This window comes from Shewanella sp. SM23 (assembly GCF_025654295.1).
Taxonomy (GTDB): domain Bacteria; phylum Pseudomonadota; class Gammaproteobacteria; order Enterobacterales; family Shewanellaceae; genus Shewanella; species Shewanella oncorhynchi.
Genome location: NZ_JAKKRM010000015.1, coordinates 1 through 22,928 on the forward strand (window position 1 = coordinate 1; position 22,928 = coordinate 22,928).

Below are 22,928 nucleotides of genomic sequence, written 5' to 3' on the forward strand. Positions count from 1 at the left end.
ATAAATTGACCTGTATAACTCCTTACCAAGGTTTCCTTTTAACATTTTAAAACGGTACTTCGGAGTCCAAACAATATGATATTTGCAACGCCAATAAACATGTGATGAACTTCTATAATCGCCCATGCTTTTCGTTTCCTCTTACTTGTGGTGAATAAGAAGTCTCTTTTAGCATGGGCATAATTCAGGCTATAGCCTCAAGGAACAATCACCACCGCCAGAGGCGGTGGTTTTGGGATGACAATAAAAAAGCCTGCAAACGATTAAGTTTGCAGGCTTTTTAACTCTTATAAAAAGAGGAATTTGGTCGGTATGAGAGGATTCGAACCTCCGACCCCTGACACCCCATGACAGTGCGCTACCGGGCTGCGCTACATACCGAATTTTTAAGTATATTGCATACCTGTTCTGACTTAGCTAAATACAGTTTAGCGATAATCTTTACGGCTTTTGCTCAATTACTTATCACTTAAGATACTGTTTATGGGGTTTATCTTAAGCGAGCCAGAACTGTAGCAATTGCCTCGCAACTGCGCAAGGGCTTCATTACATCTCTTTGATCAACTGCTTAGTTTATGTTCTGAATGACACAATTTTCGTCGATAATGATTGCTCGATACTGATTACGTCCATACTCAAACAGGATTTAGCTGCAGAACAGACATAATGACACCCGTTTACTAAATCATCATTCAATGCGAGTGCATATGGGCGAGTCGGTACTCATCCATGCGCTCGAGTAGATACGGGAAAAATGGATTCCATTTCTGTCGTAACATTTCAGACGCTGACACGCTATACAAGCCGCGCTCTCCGCGCGAAGCTGAGGCTCCGATTTGGATCCTATGTAAATCAGGCTGGATCACTGCGCCATAAAGCCCATCATCTATGCCAAAAGGTAGCGCAACATGGGATAAGGAATACACACCTGCAGGCCAATATAAATCTAATATCCGCACGTTTTCACTGACCTGAGTGAGCACTTTACCCTGTGTGCCTATATCCTGTGTATCTAAATTCTGCTCATCTAAACCCAGTTCATCTAAACCAAAGTATCGTGCCTGAACCTGCGTGGTTTCATTACTGATATTTTCCACCACAGTGCCGCGATAATGTAACTCAGGGTTATTAATGTTCGCCAACAAGCCCGCAAGCGGATCATTGGACACCATCTTGGCATTTACATCGAGTCGGTTCATATCAAACAGCACTAGCTCATGGCCTTTTTCTGGCAACGTTTGATACAGATTATTCACCACCGCCGCGGTTGAAACGGTTGCATCCACTACCGACTGAAAGGTGAGTATCGACGGAACTTGCGCCCGTTGCTGCGGCGTTAATCCTGCCAATAAACCTTGGTTACGCAGGGCTAATTGATAAACTACATCGCCCGCATTAACCGCAAAAGAGGTGTATTTAAAGGGATCGTACTCTACTTGAATACTGTTCCATTGCAGTTTATCCAGCTCCAACAATCGTCCTATCCAACTCTGCCAGCGTGCGGCCGCCGCAGATGGCGCTAGCCCTATCGCGGGAGAGATAAAAATCATTCCATCATAATCAGGGGCTTTATCATGGCTTATACGTTCTAACTCATGGTTCAGCGCGACGGCGGCACCCGTCGAAAAAGCCACCACAAATAATGGTTTATCTTTCAGAGTTTGCCGCATATGCGCTGTGGCTAAATTAACCGCTGCGGCCAGATCTTGCCAATAAAGCTCAGTCAATCCACTTGGAATCGTGCCATGCCCTGGCAATCTTAAACCGAGCACATGGGCTTTACCTTTAAAGTGCGCCGCCACATTGGATAGAGCATAGGGCGAATCCGACATACCGTGGAGCAGTAATACTCCAAATTCGGCATTAGCCACAGACCATTCATAACTGCGATTCCAGTTTTGTGGCCAATGGGCAGGATCAGATAAGCTATTTTTGACATAGCGGTTCACTGGAGAAAATTCATTGGCGGGAATCTTTTTGACAACTTTACGCTCAACTTCGGCGAATAAGCGGTCTTCTAGCGCTAAGTACTCATTAAAATTGGCAAGTTTGGTATTGTAATGGAACTCATTTTTTAGCTCGACCGTATGCCAAAGTGACAGCTCAGGGCGCGCATTAAGAAAATAGATCCCTGTCGCGAGTAACGCCACCACTATGCCAGTACTTGCATACACTGCAGCTAAAAATAGGTGTTTTGTCGAACCTATGATGATGGCCTTCATCGCTGTTCCTACATGAAGATAAAATGTGCAACTAGATTATACGGGTAGATAAAAACATCCTTCAAACGTTTTACCGCGATAAAAACCACTAGTGTAAGCAGTACAATTTAATCACTCCAATTTAGTCACTTCAATTTAGTCACCCCAATTTACTCATCTCGCAATTTTATTAGCCGCATAGGCCTTAATCGGGTTAGGATCGAAAATAGTCTTATTCCAACCAAACTTATACGCTCTCGATGATAATCGGTAATCCACACGCTAGGTTCGTCTACTATCTTCCTACAGCGCCGCTGGTACCTGAGAGCTGGCATTACACTCAGCCAGATGCTGTCGCGACTCTTATAGCTCTCAATGGCAATCATTGGCGTAAGATCTTCACTATTATGGCAAAAGTCAGCGCGGTTGGAGAAGATTGGCGCAGCTATCGTGACCAAGTGTTACTCAAGCAAAATGAACTGCTCTGCATAGGCGGCACTGAATTGATGGCAAACGCGAAGATCCATCTTGTCGCGGGGCAAGTAGCTGCAAATGCTTTAGGGCTCACCATGTCCGTGAACGATTCCGGTGCGCAGCATTTAACTGCCCAAAATAAATCCATAACCGCACTTAAGCTGCCATCTTCGCTAGGACAGCATTTTTTACTCACGCCCTATTTGGATTATCGCCAATACCCAAACCAACTGATCGCCCTGACACGCCAACACTTAGCAACGCCAGAGCCCCAACACAGTGAATAATTCCATTATGATTGTGGTAACGGCTGTCACCACAGCATTAGTCACCAAATAACAAAGGCATAAAAAAGCACTCGTGAACAGAGTTCAAACGAGTGCATATTCAAGGACGATTCAGGGTTAGTCGTAAATGGTTGGAATAGGCTGACGTTTATGCTGTGTCGCCTTATAAATACCAATCAACTTGTCCTCAACCGCCTTGCCAACGTCTTTACCCTCAAGGAAATCATCGATTTGCGCATAGGTTAAGCCAAGCGCGACTTCATCTTCGAGTAAGGGTTTATTGTCTTCTAAATCCGCGGTCGGCGCTTTATAGACTAACGATTCTGGCGCGCCAAGATACGCGGCGAGTTGGCGAACTTGGCGCTTGTTAAGACCAAATAATGGCGCTAAATCGCAGGCACCATCGCCCCATTTAGTGTAAAAACCGGTGATATTTTCGGCGCTGTGATCTGTCCCCACCACTAACCCACCTACGAGTCCAGCGAGTTCGTATTGCGCTATCATCCGCATACGGGCTTTGACGTTACCCTTCACAAAATCAACCTTCGCCACATCGGGCAAAGGCAATCCAGCTTCGACTAACGCGGCAACAGCAGCGCTATGCACACCATCAACGCCTTGATGCACATTCACAGTGACCAACTTAGAGGGCTGAATAAACTGACAGGCTAATTGCGCCTCATGCTCATCTTTTTGGATCTGATAGGGTAATCGCACAGCGATAAACTGATAACCACCTTGGCTATTTTCTTGGTTTAAACTGTCCACCGCTAACTGACACAAACGCCCAGCAGTAGAAGAATCCACCCCACCGCTGATCCCTAATACCAATGCCTTGCTACGTGCTTCTTTTAGTTTGGTTTTAATAAACGCGACACGACGTTGCACTTCGAACTCAGGCTCTATAGCCGTGAGTACCTTCATTTCTCTTAAGATTTGCGCTTTCACCGAAAATTCCACCTTAAATCATCGCTGTATTTGGACTACCTGAACCCGACTAACGTTAACATTTATTCGCAACTGCCTGTAGTTAAAATTAGCGCTTGGCTGATTGATTATTGATAAACGCCATAAAAATAAGGGCAACAACGGTTTGCCGTTATTGCCCTAGCGTAAATCAGTTAGCTTAATACCAATACAGCTATCGACTTATCTTTCCCAGTAGGATTCTTCTAAGCTGTCTTCGCGCTCAGGTAAACCGCGGGATAAACGCGGGCTATGCTGGGCTAAAACTTCGTAGGCGACGCGGTTAGCGTACTTACACACTTGAGAAAACGAGGAATAACATAGGCCATCGCGCTTATGTTTACTTGAGCCTGGCACGTTAGTCTTGTGGAAAGTATTGGCCGCCAGATCGTGCAATAATGCCGATAATGCACCATCGCCAGCGCCATTAGTGTTACCGATTTTTTCTGGGCCGCCCATGTAAGGTGAAATGTGGGCAAACACTTTGATTGGTGTTTCACAGTCACTTTTAAGCTTTGGACGGGAAAATTCATAACGGTTAAATTCAGGAATCGCACCCGGTAACAGCGTGTGAGTCGTTTCGCGTTTTTCTGAGTCCTCGGTATAACCCGCAGTATAAAGCCCGATTGGACCCGCTGTGGTTAATACCATGTCGCACCATTCCAAGGCTTTTTCACTGGCAAGTAGAGGATCCCGTGAACCCGTTAAGGCTTCACCTTCGTCTTCATTCATCGCCAAAATGGTGACATGTTCTTTGATGAAGTTTTGCCACCATTGTGGATCTTCTTCAATCAAGAAACGCGTGCCTAAGGTTAATACCACGGGAACTTCGGCGGCTTTTGCATATTCGATAGCGCACATGGCCGCATCGGTAATACGGTCGCCATCACTGGCGCGCATCAAATATGCAGTCAACACTAAGGCTGAACTGCCCTGCACTACGTCTTTATCGATAAATTCAGGTGTGAGTTTATCCATAGCGCCTTTGCTGATCGCAAATGTTCGCTCGCCGCACTCAGAAATCAGGGTAAAACAGCGACCGATAGGACCATCTACAGGTTGTAGAAAGTTAAGGTCGACTTTAGAAGAGGTATTACATAAATAGCGGTAGGCGTAACTGCCCACTTCGATATTTTGACTCATTACTCCAAACAGCACTGAACGGTCATCGGCCAGAATAGAATAGTTGTGCACTGTGTTACCAATAGTGCCACCAGCAAATTCATCGCTAATCAAACCATGAATTTTTAACTCAGTGTAGAGTCTGTGGGCCTGTTCATCATTGATCAAGGTAGAATTACCTTTGGGCAAGCCATAACGGCTCAGCAATTCGTCTTCCACTTTCGCTTCGATATCCACTAAGGTTTGATCAATACCGCTGATATAAGTCGCAAACGGCTGAGGCTGTTGAGTCAGCTGTTCAAGCAGCGGATCTCGGGTTTTAACCGGAAAATAATGTTTAGATTTACGCTGACCGGGAAACTTCATAGTGGCTCTCTTTTCCTGGCATCCATGCTAATTGGCGTCTGCCGAGGCGGTCAAGCCAAGCAGCATCCTAAAAATATTGAGTCTAGGCTAGCGAGACAAAAAACCCACCCCTTAGCCGGAAGGGCGCAGATTCTATCACAAAATCAGTTCGAAGCCAGTGCTCCAATACCCAAACAACCTGAAGATGCAGGATTCAGCGGGAATTTAACGCGCTTTAGGCAAGGCGGCTATTTGCAGACCTAGTGGGCTAAGTTAAAAATAGTCAACACAGTATAAAGTGCGTTAAAAAACGCCGGGACGGAGCGCCTAGGGCACTTCACTTCCGTGTTGCATCAATTCAAAAGGTGGCCGACATTCTGTCATTGATGCGCCTTGAATTGAATCACCCTAGGCGATCTGAAACTCGTATCTTCAGGTGGCTTGGGTATGGGCCCAAGATACCGCTTGTTCTTGGATTAATTGCCGTAATAATTCAATGTGTAACTCATCGTCGTTCAAACAAGGGATAAACCGATAGTCGCTGCCACCCGCATGCAAAAAGGTTTCCTTAGCGCCAATGGAGATTTCTTCTAAGGTTTCGAGGCAATCGGTCGCAAACGCAGGGCAAATCACATCGACACTTTTGATCCCTTGCGCAGGTAACTCGGACAGTAATTTATCGGCGTAGGGCGTGAGCCATTCTTCGCGGCCAAAGCGCGATTGGAAACACACTTGCCATTGCGACTCGCTCAGCTCAAGTTTTTGCGCCAACAGTTTAGCCGTGACAAAACACTGCTCGCGGTAAGGGTCGCCCTCTTTCACATAACGCAGTGGAATACCGTGAAATGACAAGAGCAACTTGTCGGCCTGCCCATGGGTTTTCCAGTGGCGCGTCACACTGTGTGCCAGCGCAGCAATATAAGCGCTATGGTCAAAATAGTCTTTATTAAAGCGAACCTGCGGCATGTCACGCACAGTTTTAAGATAACGGGCAACGGCATCGAACACACTTGCCACCGTCGAGCAGGAATATTGGGGATACAAAGGCAGCACAATAATACGCTCTGCTCCTTGATCTTTCAGGCGTTCAAATCCCGCATCGATGGAGGGATTGCCGTAACTCATACCCAGTTCAACCGGAATGGTCTGGTTAAAGGTTGCACTTAAGTCCACCGCCAACTTTTGTGCTTGGCGTGCACTTATCACCATCAAGGGCGAGCCTTCCTGCGTCCACACGCTTTGGTAGAGTTTGGCGACTTTCGCCGGACGGGTGTTGAGAATAATGCCGTTCAGCAGCGGTTGCCAAATCCACGGCGATAAATCGACGACACGGGGATCACTTAAAAACTGCCTTAAAAAGCGTTTAACGGCCTTAGGACTAGGTTGATCAGGCGTGCCGAGGTTAACCAATAACACACCAAAAGCAGGGGAAGGATTCAACGTTAGGCTCATGGTTAATGAAGTTCACTTGGAGGCTAACATTGCGATACCCATAAAAAAAGCCTGCATCGGCAGGCTTTTTCTTAATATGAGAACTTGTTCTCGTAAATTAACCTTTATTCGGTTATTTCAACACTCTAGCTAACTGCTCACTCACGGCCGCAACCGATTGAGTACCGTCAAACTTGTTGTATTGAGTTTGACCAGCTGCAGCCACTTTACCGTAGTATTCAACCAGCGGCTTAGTTTGCTCGTGGTAAATCGCGAGGCGTTTACGCACTGTGCTTTCTTCGTCATCTGGACGAATAGCTAAATCTTCGCCAGTTACGTCATCTTTACCTTCCACTTTAGGTGGATTGAAAACCACATGGTAAACACGGCCAGAACCTGGGTGAACACGGCGACCGCTCATGCGCTTAACGATTTCTTCATCTGGCACATCGATTTCAATCACGTGATCAATGCTAATACCGTTTGCCGCCATCGCATCCGCCTGTGGGATAGTACGTGGGAAACCGTCTAACAAGAAACCTTTAACACAGTCTTCCTGTGCGATACGCTCTTTAACCAGACCGATGATCAGATCATCAGAAACCAGTTGACCAGCATCCATCACTTTTTTCGCTTCCAAACCCAGTGGAGTACCCGCTTTTACCGCGGCACGTAACATATCACCAGTGGAAATTTGTGGGATACCATACTGTTCCATAATGAACTGGGCCTGGGTACCTTTACCGGCACCTGGGGCGCCCAATAGGATAATGCGCATCTCAAGAGTCCTCTTTTCGCATTGATATTCTTCTTAGGGCGGCGATCTTCGCACATCTGGCCGCCATTGAGAAGGGTTTTAGCTTCGACTTTAGCCTCAGAAACCGCAAATAAACTGCGGTTACTAAGCGATTTTTTTCATTAATAGAGCAAAGTATAGAGCTTACGGCGGTATTGATTGGCTATGGGATTACCTTGGCCAAGTGCCGTTAATACTTCCATAAATACTTGTTTTACTGTGCCATTTTCAGCACCTAAATCTTTACTGAGCACACCGAATAATAGTTCTAATGCTTCATCATCGCGGTGGGCAGCATGCAATGCCTTACTCAGCTCGAGTAATAACACTAAATCTGTTGGATTTTGCTCAAACTTTTGCTGCAAATCGCGAATTTCAGGGGTATCCGCCGCATCCAAGGCAAGTGCGAGCTTAGCTTTTAAACTCTGGTAATAACCATCTTGGTCGGCAAGCCCTACTTTCTCAAGCATGGCTTGTGCTAACACTAATTCGCCCTGCATCAGATACACATCGGCGAGTACTAAACTCACCTCACCCGCTTGATTTGAGCCTGCATACGCGTCTTTAAGCAACACGGCAGCAGTGGCAAGATCCTCTGCGCTCACTTGGCTAAGCGCGAGCAATGCTTTGGCCTGTGCTAACTGTAACTGCCACATAGGCGGCAAATGTTTATCCAGCATAGCTGTGACTTGCACCGCATCTTGCACCCCCGCAAAACCATCGACAGGCTGACCTTTATCCAAGACTAACGTGGTCGGCAGACTTTGAATGCGAAAGTAATTGGCGATTTCTAACTCTGCTTCACAGTCAACTTTAGCGAGCACGAATCGACCCGCATTTTGCGCGGCAATGTGCTCTAAAGTGCTTAGCATAGCCACACTTTGTTCCTGCGGCTGTGCCCAAAATGCTAACACCACTATCTGTTGCATCGAGGCGTCAACGACTTGCTGAATATTGTCTTTAGTCAGGCTGAGGATATTGTCCATAGTATTCCCTTAACGTTTAAGGCCTCAAATATAGGAGGCCTTATGCTTTTAAAACTGAGTGTTAGCACTCAGTTTCAACGCGCTATTTTAAAATCGTTGTCTTAACTGCTTGTATACCCAAGCAACCTGAAGAGTCGAGTTTCAGAGCGCCTAGAGTGCTTCAATTCAAGGCGCATCAATGTCAGAACGACCACCTTTTGAATTGATGCAACACGGAAGTGGAGTGCCCTAGGCACAAACCACTCTTCCTGCACTAGAAACAATATCGGGGCCGTTCAAAGAAGGCCCCGATAGTCATTTACTTCATGTTAGCCAGTAACATTTGGTTCATCAGCTTGATAAAGGCCGATGGGTCCGCAAGGCTACCTTTTTCAGATAATTGCGCCTGTTGCAGCAGCAGATTTGACCAATCCGCGAAGGCGGTTTCATCTTGAAGATCATTTAAGCGCGATACTAATGGGTGCGCTGGGTTGATCTCAAATGTCGGCTTCACTTCTGGCACAGGTTGACCCGCAGCTTGCATCAGCTTGATCATCTGAGTCGACATTTCGCCTTCACCCGCCACCACGCAGGCAGGAGTGTCGGTTAAGCGTGACGTGACTTTCACATCAGCAACGGTTGAGCCTAATGCCGCTTTAATGCGTTCAACTAAAGCTACCGATTCTTGCTCAAGCTTTTCTTGCGCTTCTTTTTCAGATGCATCTTCCAGCTCGCCAAGTTCTAAATCACCACGGGTCACTGAGTGCAGTTGTTTCTCTTTGTACTCAGTTAAGTGGTTGATTAGCCACTCGTCGATACGCTCTGACATCAGTAAGACTTCAATGCCTTTCTTACGTAACAACTCTAAATGTGGGCTGTTAGCGGCGGCTTCATGGCTGTCGGCAACAATGTAGTAAATCTTAGTTTGACCTTCTTTCATGCGGCTGATGTAGTCATCAAGTGACACAGTCGGCGCAGCACTGCCCGTATGGGTCGAGGCAAAACGCAATAAGCCAGCAATACGCTCACGGTTGGCGAAATCTTCCGCAGGCCCTTCTTTCAGCACTTGCCCAAATTCAGCCCAGAACTGTTGATATTTTTCCGCATCGTCTTTCGCCAGTTTTTCCAGCATGCCAAGCACACGTTTGGTGATACCAGTACGCATCGCTTTGGTCACGTAGTTATCCTGCAGAATTTCGCGGGATACGTTCAGCGGCAGATCGTTTGAGTCAATTAAGCCCTGCACGAAGCGCAGATAAGATGGCATAAATTGCTCAGCGTCATCCATGATGAACACACGTTGTACAAACAGTTTTAGGCCGTGTTTACGGTCGCGATTCCACATATCCCAAGGCGCTTTTGCAGGAATATACAGTAGGTTAGTGTATTCTTGCTTACCTTCTACCCGATTATGACTCCACAGTAGTGCGTCTGTGTAATCGTGGGAAATGTGTTTGTAAAACTCTTGATACTCTTCGTCACTGATATCAGCTTTATTGCGCATCCACAAAGCCGTGGCTTTGTTCATGACTTTCCATTGACCTTCGGTCGCAGGAATTTTTTCGCCATCAGGACCATCACGCTCTGGCGAGCCTTCTTGCCACATTTCGACTGGCACAGAGATATGATCTGAGTATTTAGTGATGATCGAACGCAGGCGCCAATCATCGGCAAATTCTTTTTCTTCGTCACGCAGGTGCAGCGTAATTTCAGTACCACGGCTCGCCTTGGTGATGGTATCAACGGTGAAGTTACCCTCGCCTTCTGATTCCCACAATACGGCTTCATCGGCCTTATGACCGGCAGCGCGAGTGCGAACAGTGACTTTCTTCGCCACGATAAAGGCTGAATAGAAACCGACACCGAACTGACCGATTAACTGTGAATCCTTTGAAGATTCGCCCGATAGATTCTTAAAGAAATCAGCGGTGCCTGATTTTGCGATTGTGCCTAAATGCTCAATCACGCCGTCGCGGGTCATACCCACGCCGTTGTCTTCGATGGTCACAGTGCCTTTTTCTTTATCGGCACTGATACGGACTCGCAGTTCACCGTCGCCTTCATAGAGTGCGTCATTGGTCAACGCCAGATAACGCAGCTTGTCCGCCGCATCCGCAGCGTTGGAGACCAGTTCACGCAAGAAAATTTCTTTGTTGGAATACAAAGAATGGATCATCAAATGCAACAGCTGTTTGACTTCTGTTTGAAAACCATGAGTTTCTTGTTGTGACATGAAATTTTCCTTTATTTGTTACGTAATTTGGTAAAAGTAACGCTTAGTGTTTACTAAATGGGGCTCCAAATTTGCTTTTCAAGGGCAAGGGCTAAAACGAGGTTCGAATGGCGAAAAATAAGGCGCTTGATGAATACCAAGCGCCTATATGTATGCTTCCAACATCAACCTGCACGAGGCGTTAGTCTTGGGCTAATTCTTTTTCTAACTGTTGGGCGATAGCTTCGGGCGATCCGCTGTTGCGGGCAAAGAGTCCATAAGCGGCGGGGATCACGAAGATAGTGAATAAGGTTGCCAGTAAAATCCCCGACAACACCACTACACCAATCACAAAACGAGTTTCAGCACCCGCGCCTACCGCCAATACCAATGGCACGGCGCCAGCAGCAGTGGTGATCCCTGTCATTAAGATAGGTCGTAACCGCTGCGCTGACGCTTGAATAATGGCCTTATCAAAATCAACGCCTTTATCCCGTAATTGGTTAGCAAACTCGACAATCAAGATGCCATTTTTCGCGGCTAACCCGACCAGCATAATAATGCCTATCTGACTGTAAATATTAAGACTCTGCCCCGTGAGCCACAAACCAATTAAGGCGCCGACGGTAGCCAGCGGCACAGTAAGCATAATCACCACAGGGTGGATATAACTCTCAAACTGCGCCGCGAGCACGAGGAATACAATCCCCAGTGCGAGGATGAATACGAAGTACATAGAGCTACCCGACTCTTGATAATCGAGGGATTGGCCCTTGTAGCTAATCACCGCTTCCGCTGGTAAATAGGTACGCGCCAATTGATTCATATAATCAAGGGCTTCACCTAGACTATAACCATCTTCCAAACTGGCTTCTATGGTGATCGCGCGCATACGGTTGTAACGGTTCAGCGAACTGGCGTCGGCAAACTCCTCCACAGTCACTAAGTTAGACAGCGGAATAAGCTCCTGACTGCGCTCGGAACGAACATAGATATTTTGCAGATCCGCCGCCGTATTTTGATTATCGCGCTCGCCTTCAACGATCACATCGTATTCTTCACCGTCACGCATAAACGTCGTCACTAAGCGTGAGCCCAACATGGATTCCAACGTACGGCCAATATTTGAAATCGACACTCCAAGGCTCGCCGCTCTGTCTCTGTCGATGACGACACGAAGTTGAGGCTTAGTCTCTTTATAATCGTGATCTAATCCCAATAATTTGGGATTCTGTGCCGCCTTTTGCATCATGATATCGCGCCAGCGGGCAAGCTCTTCGTAGCTAGGTCCACCAATCACCAATTGCACAGGTTTACCTACACCGCGACCAAAGGCTTGGCGCATTACAGGGAACGCTTGCACTCCGGCGAGATTGGCAAGACGTTTATTAATGTCGACGATAACTTCCTTTACTGGACGACGTTTGCCCCAGTCTTCCAGAACTATGATTGCCATTCCGTTAGAGAAATCCGCCGCGCGGCCAAAGCCACGGGGGGCACGAATGAGCAGACGTTTGATATCACCCGTTTCGACCAATGGCATCAAGCGGTTTTCCACTTCATTCATATAGGATTCTATGTATTCGTAACTCGCGCCCTGTGGCCCGTTGACCATCAAGAATAACGAACCACGGTCTTCCTGTGGCGCAAATTCTTGCGGTACTTTTTGGACTAAATAGACACTAGAACCTAATGCGACTAACACCAGAATCGACACCAATATCGGGTGGGCCATGGCGGATTTTAAGGACAATTGGTATCGGTTGGACACTTTTGTCATTATGCCGTCGACCTTACGCACCAACCAAGAATCCTGCGAGCTCGGCTTAAGCAACTTAGAGCACATCATGGGCGTGAGTGTGAGCGCTACTAGGCTAGAGAACAGCACCGCCGCACTCATGGTCACGGCAAACTCTTTAAATAATTTACCTAAATCACCCTCAAGGAAAGTGATTGGCATAAATACCGCGACCAACACGAGTGTGGTCGCGATAACAGCAAAAGCCACTTCACGCGCACCGAGGAAAGCAGCTTTGAGTGGGGAATCTCCTTCTTCGATACGTCTATGGATGTTTTCCAGCATCACAATCGCATCATCCACCACCATACCGATGGCGAGGATCATCGCCAATAAGGTCAAGAGGTTAATGGTATAACCTAGCGCATACAGCACAATAAAGGTGCCGAGCAAAGATACTGGCACAGTGATCGCGGGGATTAACATAGCGCGCACACTGCCAAGGAACAAATAAATCACGATAATCACTAAAATCATCGCTGTGAACAGGGTTTGATACACTTCTTTAATCGAGGCTTCGATAAACACTGAGCTATCGTAGCTGCGTTTAATCGACATCCCCGCTGGCAAGGTCGGGTTGATTTTGTCAACCAGCGCATTCACTGCGCGCGCCACTTCTAACGTATTGGCGGTTGACTGTTTAGACACGCCTAAACCTATCATTGCCTCTTTGTTGCCACGGAACATAATCCGCTCTTCATCAGAGCCAATTTCCACCCGTGCGACATCGCTCAGTTTGACTAAATAACCGTCTTCCCCTTGGGTGATCACTAAGTTTGCGAAATCTTCGGCAGTGCGATAACCCCGCTCCAGTCGCACTGTAAAGTGCCGCTCCTTCGACTCTATCGAACCTGCAGGTAACTCGACGTTCTCAGCTCTGAGCGCGGCCTCAACATCGGCAACCGTTAAACTGCGAGAGGCCAAGGCTTGTCTGTCAAGCCAAACGCGCATGGCGTAAACCTTACCGCCACCAATACGCATCCGCGCCACACCATCGACCACCGAAAAGCGGTCCGACAAATAACGGTTGGTGTAATCGGTCAATTCTAGGGTCGTCATTTGATCCGACACGAGATTGAGCCACATGATCACTTCATCACTGCCATTGGCCTTTTGTACTTCTGGGGGATCAGCTTCATCGGGTAAATTGTCGAGTAAACCTGATATCCTGTCGCGCACATCGTTAGCTGCATCTTCAATATTACGACTAATATCAAACTCTAAGGTAACCGATGAGCGGCCATCACTGCTCGATGAACTCACGTGACGAATCCCTTCGACGCCACTGATCCTGTCTTCAATCAATTGGGTAATGCGGCTTTCCACCACAGCAGCACTGGCACCGCGGTAATTCGTGTCGATAGATACCACTGGCGGATCTATGTTTGGGTATTCGCGCAGGGGTAATTTATCAAAGGAGACAAGCCCGAAAGCAACCAGCAGCAAGCTGATCACTGAGGCAAATACGGGACGTTTGACCGAGAGATCAGTAAGGATCATACACTTGGCTCCGCGTTCGTATCGGCAAGATAACTAAACTTTTCCGCGAACTCAGTTTGCACTTTATCCCCAGGATGAACTTTCAGTAAGCCGCGGATCACCACGTTTTCGCCCAAGGCTAAACCGTCTAAGATCTCCACCCAGCCACGGGTGCGAATACCAATAGTGACTTGTTTACGTTCAATCACCTTGTCGGCATTGACGCTGTAAACATAATGGCTGTTTTGGATCGGGATAATGGCAGATTCAGGCAACATCAAGGCCTCGCGGCTACGCTTGATGAGTTTGACCTTCATCAACATGCCCGGTAATAAACGCAGCTCAGGATTGGGGATTTCGGCGCGAACAATCACTGTGCGCGTGGTTGGATTCACACGGCTATCAATCGATGTCACCACACCTTTGAAAGTCACATCAGGGAAAGCGACCGCTTTGGCTTCAACCTTTTTACCTGGCTCTAAATCTTGAATAAAGCGCTCTGGCACTGAAAAATCGAGCTTAATGGTAGAAATATCATCCAATGTCGTAATCACAGTGCCGGGCGACACTAAGCTGCCCACACTGATTTGACGTAAGCCTAAACGGCCATTAAAAGGCGCCAGAATACTGCGATCATTGAGTGATGATTGCGCCTGTTCGAGCTCGGCACGGGTGGTATCAATAAGGGTTTGTAATCTATCGCGTTCTAACTCGGCCACAGTGCGGCTAGTCACCAACGAACTGATCCGAGCTAACTCACGTTGATTATCACTGACTTTGACTTGCGCGGCTTTAACCTTAGCGATCTGCTCAGCATTTTGCAGTTGGACTAATAACTCGCCCTTTTTAACGATATCGCCGTCGTCAAATTTAAGCGCTATCACCATGTCGGTGACTTTAGGCGTTATCGTTACAGATTCTGTGGCTTTATTGCTACCAATAGCTTCAACTTCATCGCGAATGGGCGCCATAGCGGCAGTGGCAATCACCACATTAGGTATGAGTTTAATCTGGGCTGCAGCAATCTCTTGCGGTTGCATGGCTTGGTATCCAAACCATGCCGCGGCCAATATGGCGATTATTAGAATAATTTTTTTCATCGGGCTTCCAAGGAATGACTCGCATTAATGACGGCTAGTTTACTCACTCACATCATCGCATCAATACGTTTTACTTTTTCTTACAAATTACGCTGATAGCGCAAAATATGTATGATTAAGTGTCTTTGGCGATATCAATGGTTGAGTTGCCAGAATGCAGTACGATAACAAGGTTGTTAAGTGATTAATTTTACTTATTGCCACTAAATCAACATTTATCACTAAAACCATTTGAAAAAGATTGGTATATAGATAATTTAATTCTGCAACACAGATCGCCTAGATAATCGACAATCCCCTGCTTAAAACTCAAATTGCAGCCAATAAAAAAGGGCGATAATTCGCCCTTTTCTAGTCAACTGCTGAAATTAACGTATTTGACGTTCTTCTTTCATCAGGTTTGACAGTGACTGGTACACATTGCTAACTACTTCATCGCTTAATGGCTGATCTTCGTTATCGCGAAGGAAGATTTTCGTTTCTTCTGGAGTATCACCATCTTCAAGCAGTAAACGGTAGCTACCTTCTTTCAGTGCTAACTTATCTTCGCCCCACAATGAACTCCAGAAACCAGAGTTATCGTCAAACTTGATAAAGTACAATCCTTTAGCACTATCCATATCGGCAATTTCAAAGCCCATTTCTGGTAGCACTATGCGTAGACGATCCCACACTTGCTTATAAGAGGCTTTAGCAGACCAGTAAGCTTTACCTTCTTCAGGCGTCACGAGATCAACATTAATACCTAAGGTTTGCTTCAAACGATTCGATTGGATCGCTTGATCGCGCTTAACGCTGATATACGCAATGGCGCTGTTCAGCATATCAATAGTGTATCTTTGCTTATCTTCACCGCTTAATAAAACTTGTTGCGCTTTATCGTCGTAGAACTCTTCGTGTTCAACTAAGTGAATAACGATATTGGCAGTGCGACCATGTGGACGTGTTTCCACGTCAAAACGATAGCGTTGGCGCAACAGATAAACTTTATCCGCACCCCACATGCTCGATTCAATCACTTCACGGCTTTCAATCCAATCGGTTTCTACGTTGCCTTTGTCAAAATCACGGCTACGAACAGCAATACCTTTTTGAGCAAAGAAACCATCTAAGTTTGTGAAGATTTCTTGTTTCAAATCCACAGCATTGTCTATGGATTCAACCACGATTTTAATGTTGTCACTGCCCTCTTCCACATGAGTACCTTCCGCCATTGGCAGTACTTGCAGTGGCGGACGGATATCTAAGTTTTTGCCATACAGCGAAGCATTCACTTTAGAACCCAGTGCTGGTACATCGAATTCTTTATTGTAGGGTGGCGTTTTTAATCCCGCGGGGATCTTAAGCAAAGGTGCTTGCTCGGCCTGAACATAGTCGTCGTTACCGTTCGCTTGGCGGCGATCAAGTGGCGAACTACAGGCTGCAACAGCAGCAACTAAGATCAGTGGAGTGACTTTCTTTAACATTAATTATTTAACCTCTATCTGGGCACGAGTCATTGCTTCTATCAACAGACCATGACATTGCTCAGAAAGTTCAGTCAAAGGTAAACGAATATGGCCACATTCAATCAAACCCATACGATGGGCAGCCCATTTTACTGGGATAGGGTTGGCTTCACAAAACAGTGTGCTATACAAACCGCGCAGCGGGGTATCTATGCTCTGAGCCAACTCGCCATTGCCCGCGAGCGCCGCATCACACATAGCTTTAAAAGCCTTTGGTACTATGTTGTTAGCAACAGAAATTACGCCATTTCCACCTAAGAGTAAAAACTCTCTGGCAGTGGCATCATCACCGCTATACAAGAGGAAATCGTCGCCGCACAGTTCGCGCAGACGTTTTACACGGGATAAGTCACCGGTCGCCTCTTTTACACCAATAATGTTGCTTACGCTAACAAGCTCGGCAACAGTTTCTGGCAGCATATCAACGGCAGTACGACCTGGAACATTATAAAGAATTTGTGGAATATCTGTGCTAGCGGCCACGGCTTTATAATGCGCAATCAATCCCTTAGGCGTTGGCTTATTATAATATGGCGTTACGCCAAGCATAGCGGCAACACCCACCTTAGATAAGGACTTGGTGAGCTCAACGGCTTCAGATGTGGCATTGGCGCCATTGCCACCAATGACAGGAACACGTCCCGCAGCAAATTTAACGGTTTGTGAAACGACCGCTACATGCTCAGGCATAGGCAGAGTCGCTGACTCGCCAGTAGTACCAACGGCCACAATGGCATCTGTGCCTTGGTCAATATGGAATTCGACTAACCTTTCAAGACTTGCAAAATCTACTGAGCCATCACTGTTCATTGGCGTGATTAAGGCTACGATGCTTCCGTTTATCATCTGACTTTCCCCAAGATTTCAGGATTCGCTATGGTACTGATGCCAACCACTAATGACAAGCATTAACGGGGCTCTCAAATTGAATTAGTTATGGTAGCATTACATCCCGCACAAAAACTCAGCTTTAACCCTGAGTTTTCGCTCTATGATATCGAAAAAGTGAGGAAAATTCATGACCAATTTCCTGGTCGTAACAGCGATGGGTCTCGACCGTCCTGGACTTGTAAGTAAACTAGCTCGACTTGCCAGTGACTGTGACTGCGATATCGTCGACAGCCGTATGGCATTATTTGGTAACGAATTTACCCTGATTATGATGTTGTCTGGCTCGTGGGCATCAATAACAAAAATTGAAAGTATGTTCCCCAGTCTCAGCGTTGAGTTAGAACTGCTGACGGTGATGAAACGCACCTCTAAACACACACCACAAAACTACCTTTCTCGCCTCGAAGTACGCTTCACGGGTAAAGACCAACGCGGCACCATTAAACGCATTACCCAGTTCCTTGCTGACAGGTCATTAGATCTTGCCGCAGTACGTTCATTTTCTGAGGAACTCCCCGGTGGTGAACAAACGCAAAATGTGTCGCTAACCATTAATATTCCTGAAAAAGTTGAACTAGAAAAGCTCGAACAGAGTATCTATCAGCTCGCCCAAGATATGACCTTAGATTGTACTATTCGTCGTATGGAAGGCACTGCCATCTTAGAGGACAGAGGATAATAGATGAATACCTTAACGGCTGGGGCAAAAGCGCCTCACTTTACACTGCAAGATCAACATGGTAACTCAGTATCGCTGGCAGACAGCCTTAAGCAAGGTCCTGTTTTAGTGTACTTTTACCCTAAAGCATCAACGCCGGGTTGCACAGTGCAAGCCTGCGGTCTACGTGACAGTAAAGCCGAGCTCGATAGTCATAATGTCACTGTATTTGGCATTAGCCCAGATCCTGTGGTTAAACTGGCTAAATTTGCTGAAAAACAAGCACTCAACTTCACTTTACTGAGCGATGAAGACCACAGTGTCGCCGACGCTTTTGGGGTCTGGGGTGAAAAGAAATTCATGGGAAAAACCTATGATGGCATCCACAGATTAAGCTTCCTTATCAATACCGACGGCACCATCGCCCACGTATTCGATAAGTTTAAAACCAAAGATCACCATGAAGTCGTACTCGCGCAAATCGCGGGTTAATGACTAATATGACGACGAATACAAGGCTTCAAGCTGCTGCTTTAATCGGCAGTAAAGTGTAAACGTCGTCAGTTGATGTCGGTAGGCTGAATAAATAATCGGCAATCGATAACGAAAAGGTCCTGAAATCAGGACCTTTTTCATGAAAAATTTTCACTTTCATATCACAAGATGCAGTCAAACCGAGCGAAAAAACCGCAAAAGCATTCAGCTATGCCCGTATTCTATGGCATCACAACGTCGGTTTATCCTGCCACATAGGGCCAAATAATCGCAGCGGCAATGCTCCACATGGTTAACCAAATAAAACGGTCAAGGTAACGCCATGCCGCTGGGCGAGTAAAAATGGGCGCTAACAAACGCGCACCAAAACTTAAGCCAAAAAACCAAATAAATGATGCCAGTACGGCACCCGCGCCAAACCAAGGCCGATCAAAATCATCAAATTGAGTGCTAATGCTGCCGAGCAACACCACAGTATCAAGATACAAATGCGGATTAAGCAAACTGATCCCAAGCGTCGTCAGTACGGCTTTCTTAAATGTGTCCGCATTATCGGCTTGATCCATCTCAATGCCCTTAGCCACAAACGACGCCTTTAGCGCATTCGCACCATACCAGAGTAGAAACGCAGCACCACCGAAACTCGCCACATGCTTAATAGTGGGAAACGACTCAATAATATGTCCTAGCCCCGCGACACCCGCAGTGATCATCAGCGCATCAATAATAGAGCAGAGCAAGGCAATCGGTAACGGGTATGAGCGCTTGATGCCTTGCTTGAGCACAAAGGCATTTTGTGCGCCCACAGCAATAATCAAACTCCCACCAATCCCCATACCCTGTATAAATGCCGCTTGCATAACCACCTCTCATGTTCAAAGAAGGCGCTAGCATAGTCAAAACAACAAAATTAATATAACTAATGTTTTTTATGTATCATAAGTAAAATTAATAACCGTCCAAACACACTCATTTGAGGATGACTATGCTGGAATACGCGAATCTCAAAGCGCTCGCCGTTGTGGTCTCGGAAGGCGGCTTCGACCGCGCCGCCAAAGTGCTGCACATCACCCAGTCGGCGGTATCACAGCGCATTCGACAACTTGAAGAAAAAGTCGGTCAGTCACTGCTTATTCGCTCCAATCCTGTGGTCGCAACGCCCACAGGTAAGCGCCTGTTGCGCCACTATTCACAGGTACAATTACTAGAGAGTGAATTAAGAGCCGAGATGGACGCCGACGATCCCAACCATCCAACCACAGTGCGCATCGCTGTGAATGCCGACAGTTTGGCCACGTGGTTTTTACCTGCGCTAGCAGGCATGTTCAGTCGCCACGCTTGGTTATTGGAATTAATTGTCGATGATGAGTCCTACACCCATCATCTATTGAAAAATGGTGAAGCGGTCGGATGTGTCACCACAACCGAAGTGCCGATGGCGGGTTGCAGCAGTGAATTTTTAGGCACCATGGAATATTTGTGTGTGGCCACGCCCGAATTTGCCGCACGCTATTTTAGCGATCTGAGCGATACTCCATCATTTAGTGACACCTCGTCATTCAACGCCATCAACCAAGTTCAGTTAGCAAAGGCGCCAGCAGTAGTGTTCTCCACCAAAGATAAGTTGCATGAGAAGTTTCTCGCCCAGTATTTCAATATGACCCCAGGGCAATGGTGGCAACATACTATCCCCTCTTCCGAGAGCTTTTTAGAAGCGATTAACTTGAGTTTAGGTTATGGGCTCGTTGGGCATTTACAAGCTAAACCATTAATCGATAAAGGGATACTGATTGAGATCACCCCAGAACGGCGCATGCGCGTGCCGCTGTTTTGGCAGCATTGGAATATCAAAGCAAAACAAACGACACTGGTTTACCGTGCCCTTGCGGCAACCGCGCAGCATAATTTGCTGCAGGCATAAAAAATCGGGCTCAAACCAAAGTTTGAGCCCGATGTTAAAAGTCTTAAATCTAATATCAAGTGAGTCTTAAGCACTCAGATTTGACATTTAAGAGTTAACTCACTCTTTATTAGCTTGCTCTTAACGCTGCAATACGTTTCTCTAATGGAGGATGACTCATCATCATCTCCGCCATTGAACGTTTGCCGTTAATACCAAAGGCAGACATTTGTGCAGGCATTGCCGTGCTTTCAGGGCCTTGGCGTAAACGCTCAAGCGCAGCAATCATCTTGCCTTTACCCGCTAAACGAGCCGCGCCCTCATCGGCTTTGTACTCACGAATACGTGAGAAGTAAGCGACGATAATTGAAGCCAAGATACCGAATAGCATATCTAGTACGAAAACAACGGCCATGTACGCGAACATACCTAAACCTTCGCCTTCTTCATCATTACTCGACACGAAGTTGTTGATAATACCAGCAACCACACGGGCCGCGAAGATCACGAACGTGTTAACCACACCTTGGATCAGTGTCAAGGTCACCATGTCACCGTTAGCAACGTGGCTCACTTCGTGGGCTAATACGCCTTCAATTTCATCTTGGCTCATGCCATATAACAGACCCGTACTCACAGCCACTAATGAATTATCTTTACTTGGACCAGTAGCGAACGCATTCATGTCAGGTGATTGATAAATAGCCACTTCTGGCATTTTAATCCCCGCTTGCTTAGCTTGACGGGCAACCGTCTCCACTAACCAACGTTCGGTACTGTCACGTGGGGTGGTGATGACTTCACAACCCATGGTCTTTTTCGCCATCCATTTTGAAATGGCTAAGCTGATAAAGGCCCCACCGAATCCAAAAATGGCAGCGAACACCAGCAGTCCACCCATAGTAGACGTGTTCACGCCTAGAATAGACATCACAATTGAGGCTACTAGCAACACAGCTAGGTTAGTCGCAATCAATAGAAATATACGCTTCATTTCAGCTCCTTTAGGGCAAGAATAGGCCATTTAACTTTGTTCAAAGACATAATATGTCCAAATCATCGAAATTCAAGTGGTAAAAGAAAAGAGTTTTTAAAATAGGTATCTTTCTCGTATATAGACACTGCCTTTCATGGCCGAGAGTCTAGGGACAGTATATTAATCGAAACTTAAACTTATGCCCAAGCAACCTCAAGATACGAGTTTCATCGCGTTCTGAGAGCTTTAATTCAAGGCGCATCAATCACTGACTTTTGCATTGATGCAATACAGAAGTAGAATGCCCTGAACGCTCTATCTTGGTGGGGATCACTATCTTGAAAAACACCGCTGCTAGCCGTGCTAGAGCGCAATTCTGCTTTAACTCTCTATGTTTATCGGAATTAATCTTTGTTAACATACCAATACACTCCGAGATTTCAGGATACAAAATGACAATCAACGCCCTACTACTGAGCAGCTCTCGTGTCGGTGATACGCCTTATCTTGCCCACGCGCTCCCTTTTATTAAACCGCTCACCGCCAACGCACAAAAATGGATTTTTATTCCCTATGCAGGGGTTAGCATGAGTTATGACACTTATTTAGCGTCTGTCGTGACTGGGCTAGCTGAGCTTGAACTCGATATCAGTGGTATTCATCAGCATCCAGACCCTAAACAAGCAATAAAAGATGCCGATGGAATTTTAATCGGTGGGGGTAACACCTTTCACCTGTTACACCAACTATATCATTATGATCTGGTCACGCTTATTCGTGAGCAAGTCGCCCTTGGTAAGCCTTATATCGGCTGGAGCGCGGGTTCAAACGTATCGGGACTGAGTATTCGCACCACTAATGATATGCCGATCATCGAACCGCCGTCGTTCAACGCATTAAACTTAGTGCCGTTCCAGCTCAATCCACACTATTCCAATTACCAAGCACCGGGCCACAATGGTGAAACCCGTGCCCAGCGATTATTAGAATTCACTAAAGTCGACCCATTAACCCCAGTGATAGGCATAGTTGAAGGCTCAGCTTTGTGGCGACAAGGAGACACACTATCACTCTTAGGTGACAAACCTGCGTATTTATTCTGTGGTGAGCAGCAAGAGATCCTAATTCCTGTGGGCAGTGACCTATCGCACTTACTCAAGTCATAATATCCACGTTAGCATATCTAAATGGGCTCACAGTTAATACCGTGAGCCTGAATCACTCATTAGCAATAATTAAGATTAACTATTTGATATTGTAAGCTTTTAATTAACACTATCGATTCAACTGCACCAATTTTGTGTAAAAACGCCACTGAATCCAA

19 protein-coding genes and 1 tRNA gene are annotated in these 22,928 nt (G+C 46.4%); 5 read left to right on the forward strand and 15 right to left on the reverse strand.

What is annotated here, in order from left to right:
- The 3 genes from L5L98_RS16550 to L5L98_RS16560 form a co-directional block, all read right to left on the reverse strand.
- On the reverse strand, positions 1–126 hold a 126-nt coding region (locus tag L5L98_RS16550; protein WP_263142520.1), incomplete at its 3' end, for a transposase.
- Between the two features lie 178 nt (positions 127–304).
- Positions 305–381, reverse strand: a tRNA-Pro gene (locus L5L98_RS16555).
- Between the two features lie 311 nt (positions 382–692).
- A complete protein-coding gene (locus L5L98_RS16560; RefSeq protein ID WP_263142435.1) occupies positions 693–2,222 on the reverse strand; it encodes an alpha/beta hydrolase in 1,530 nt (509 codons plus the stop codon).
- A 239-nt stretch (positions 2,223–2,461) separates the two neighbouring features.
- On the opposite strand from L5L98_RS16560, the gene L5L98_RS16565 reads away from it, so the two are divergent.
- On the forward strand, positions 2,462–2,962 hold the full coding sequence (locus tag L5L98_RS16565; protein ID WP_263142437.1) for a DUF6942 family protein: 501 nt from the start codon (positions 2,462–2,464) through the stop codon (positions 2,960–2,962).
- A gap of 117 nt (positions 2,963–3,079) precedes the next feature.
- Here the strand turns inward: L5L98_RS16565 and nadE are convergent, their stop codons facing one another.
- The 10 genes from nadE to dapA all read right to left on the reverse strand — a co-directional run bounded on the left by nadE (position 3,080) and on the right by dapA (position 17,530).
- Positions 3,080–3,910 carry an ammonia-dependent NAD(+) synthetase gene (nadE, locus tag L5L98_RS16570; protein WP_212600171.1) on the reverse strand — a complete coding sequence of 277 codons (831 nt, stop codon included), beginning with the start codon at positions 3,908–3,910 and terminating at the stop codon, positions 3,080–3,082.
- A 201-nt stretch (positions 3,911–4,111) separates the two neighbouring features.
- On the reverse strand, positions 4,112–5,416 hold the full coding sequence (locus tag L5L98_RS16575; protein ID WP_028759658.1) for an inosine/guanosine kinase: 1,305 nt from the start codon (positions 5,414–5,416) through the stop codon (positions 4,112–4,114).
- A 411-nt stretch (positions 5,417–5,827) separates the two neighbouring features.
- Positions 5,828–6,847, reverse strand: coding sequence for a ferrochelatase (gene hemH, locus L5L98_RS16580; protein ID WP_131523292.1), 1,020 nt, complete (start codon positions 6,845–6,847; stop codon positions 5,828–5,830).
- A gap of 112 nt (positions 6,848–6,959) precedes the next feature.
- A complete protein-coding gene (gene adk / locus L5L98_RS16585; RefSeq protein WP_028759655.1) occupies positions 6,960–7,604 on the reverse strand; it encodes an adenylate kinase in 645 nt (214 codons plus the stop codon).
- A 140-nt stretch (positions 7,605–7,744) separates the two neighbouring features.
- Positions 7,745–8,608: a co-chaperone YbbN gene (locus L5L98_RS16590; protein ID WP_263142440.1), complete on the reverse strand. Its 864-nt coding sequence runs from the start codon at positions 8,606–8,608 to the stop codon at positions 7,745–7,747.
- 298 nt (positions 8,609–8,906) lie between these two features.
- Entirely contained in the window at positions 8,907–10,820 is a 1,914-nt protein-coding gene (htpG, locus tag L5L98_RS16595; RefSeq protein WP_263142441.1) for a molecular chaperone HtpG, read from the reverse strand.
- A gap of 181 nt (positions 10,821–11,001) precedes the next feature.
- Positions 11,002–14,097 carry an efflux RND transporter permease subunit gene (locus L5L98_RS16600; RefSeq protein WP_263142442.1) on the reverse strand — a complete coding sequence of 1,032 codons (3,096 nt, stop codon included), beginning with the start codon at positions 14,095–14,097 and terminating at the stop codon, positions 11,002–11,004.
- Positions 14,094–15,176, reverse strand: coding sequence for an efflux RND transporter periplasmic adaptor subunit (locus tag L5L98_RS16605; RefSeq protein ID WP_173244299.1), 1,083 nt, complete (start codon positions 15,174–15,176; stop codon positions 14,094–14,096). The genes L5L98_RS16600 and L5L98_RS16605 overlap by 4 nt, the downstream gene beginning before the upstream one ends.
- 368 nt (positions 15,177–15,544) lie before the next feature.
- Complete coding sequence (gene bamC, locus L5L98_RS16610; RefSeq protein ID WP_198572357.1) at positions 15,545–16,642, reverse strand: outer membrane protein assembly factor BamC; 1,098 nt, start codon at positions 16,640–16,642, stop codon at positions 15,545–15,547.
- 3 nt (positions 16,643–16,645) lie between these two features.
- On the reverse strand, positions 16,646–17,530 hold the full coding sequence (gene dapA / locus L5L98_RS16615) for a 4-hydroxy-tetrahydrodipicolinate synthase (RefSeq protein WP_113940880.1): 885 nt from the start codon (positions 17,528–17,530) through the stop codon (positions 16,646–16,648).
- 172 nt (positions 17,531–17,702) lie between these two features.
- Between dapA and L5L98_RS16620 the strand changes: the two genes are divergently transcribed.
- Entirely contained in the window at positions 17,703–18,254 is a 552-nt protein-coding gene (locus L5L98_RS16620; RefSeq protein ID WP_028759648.1) for a glycine cleavage system protein R, read from the forward strand.
- 3 nt (positions 18,255–18,257) lie between these two features.
- Positions 18,258–18,725: a thioredoxin-dependent thiol peroxidase gene (bcp, locus tag L5L98_RS16625; RefSeq protein WP_263142444.1), complete on the forward strand. Its 468-nt coding sequence runs from the start codon at positions 18,258–18,260 to the stop codon at positions 18,723–18,725.
- Between the two features lie 245 nt (positions 18,726–18,970).
- On the opposite strand, the gene L5L98_RS16630 is transcribed toward bcp, so the two are convergent.
- Entirely contained in the window at positions 18,971–19,588 is a 618-nt protein-coding gene (locus L5L98_RS16630) for a LysE/ArgO family amino acid transporter (protein ID WP_028759646.1), read from the reverse strand.
- 125 nt (positions 19,589–19,713) lie between these two features.
- Here L5L98_RS16630 and L5L98_RS16635 point away from each other — a divergent pair, with 125 nt between their 5' ends.
- Positions 19,714–20,649 (forward strand): LysR family transcriptional regulator ArgP, encoded by a 936-nt coding sequence (locus L5L98_RS16635; protein WP_219235328.1) that lies wholly within the window; start codon positions 19,714–19,716, stop codon positions 20,647–20,649.
- A gap of 109 nt (positions 20,650–20,758) precedes the next feature.
- Here L5L98_RS16635 and htpX read toward each other — a convergent pair whose 3' ends face one another.
- Positions 20,759–21,622, reverse strand: coding sequence for a protease HtpX (gene htpX, locus L5L98_RS16640; protein WP_006082065.1), 864 nt, complete (start codon positions 21,620–21,622; stop codon positions 20,759–20,761).
- 434 nt (positions 21,623–22,056) lie between these two features.
- Here htpX and pepE point away from each other — a divergent pair, with 434 nt between their 5' ends.
- Positions 22,057–22,770: a dipeptidase PepE gene (pepE, locus tag L5L98_RS16645; RefSeq protein WP_219251641.1), complete on the forward strand. Its 714-nt coding sequence runs from the start codon at positions 22,057–22,059 to the stop codon at positions 22,768–22,770.
- Positions 22,771–22,928: the final 158 nt, after the last annotated feature.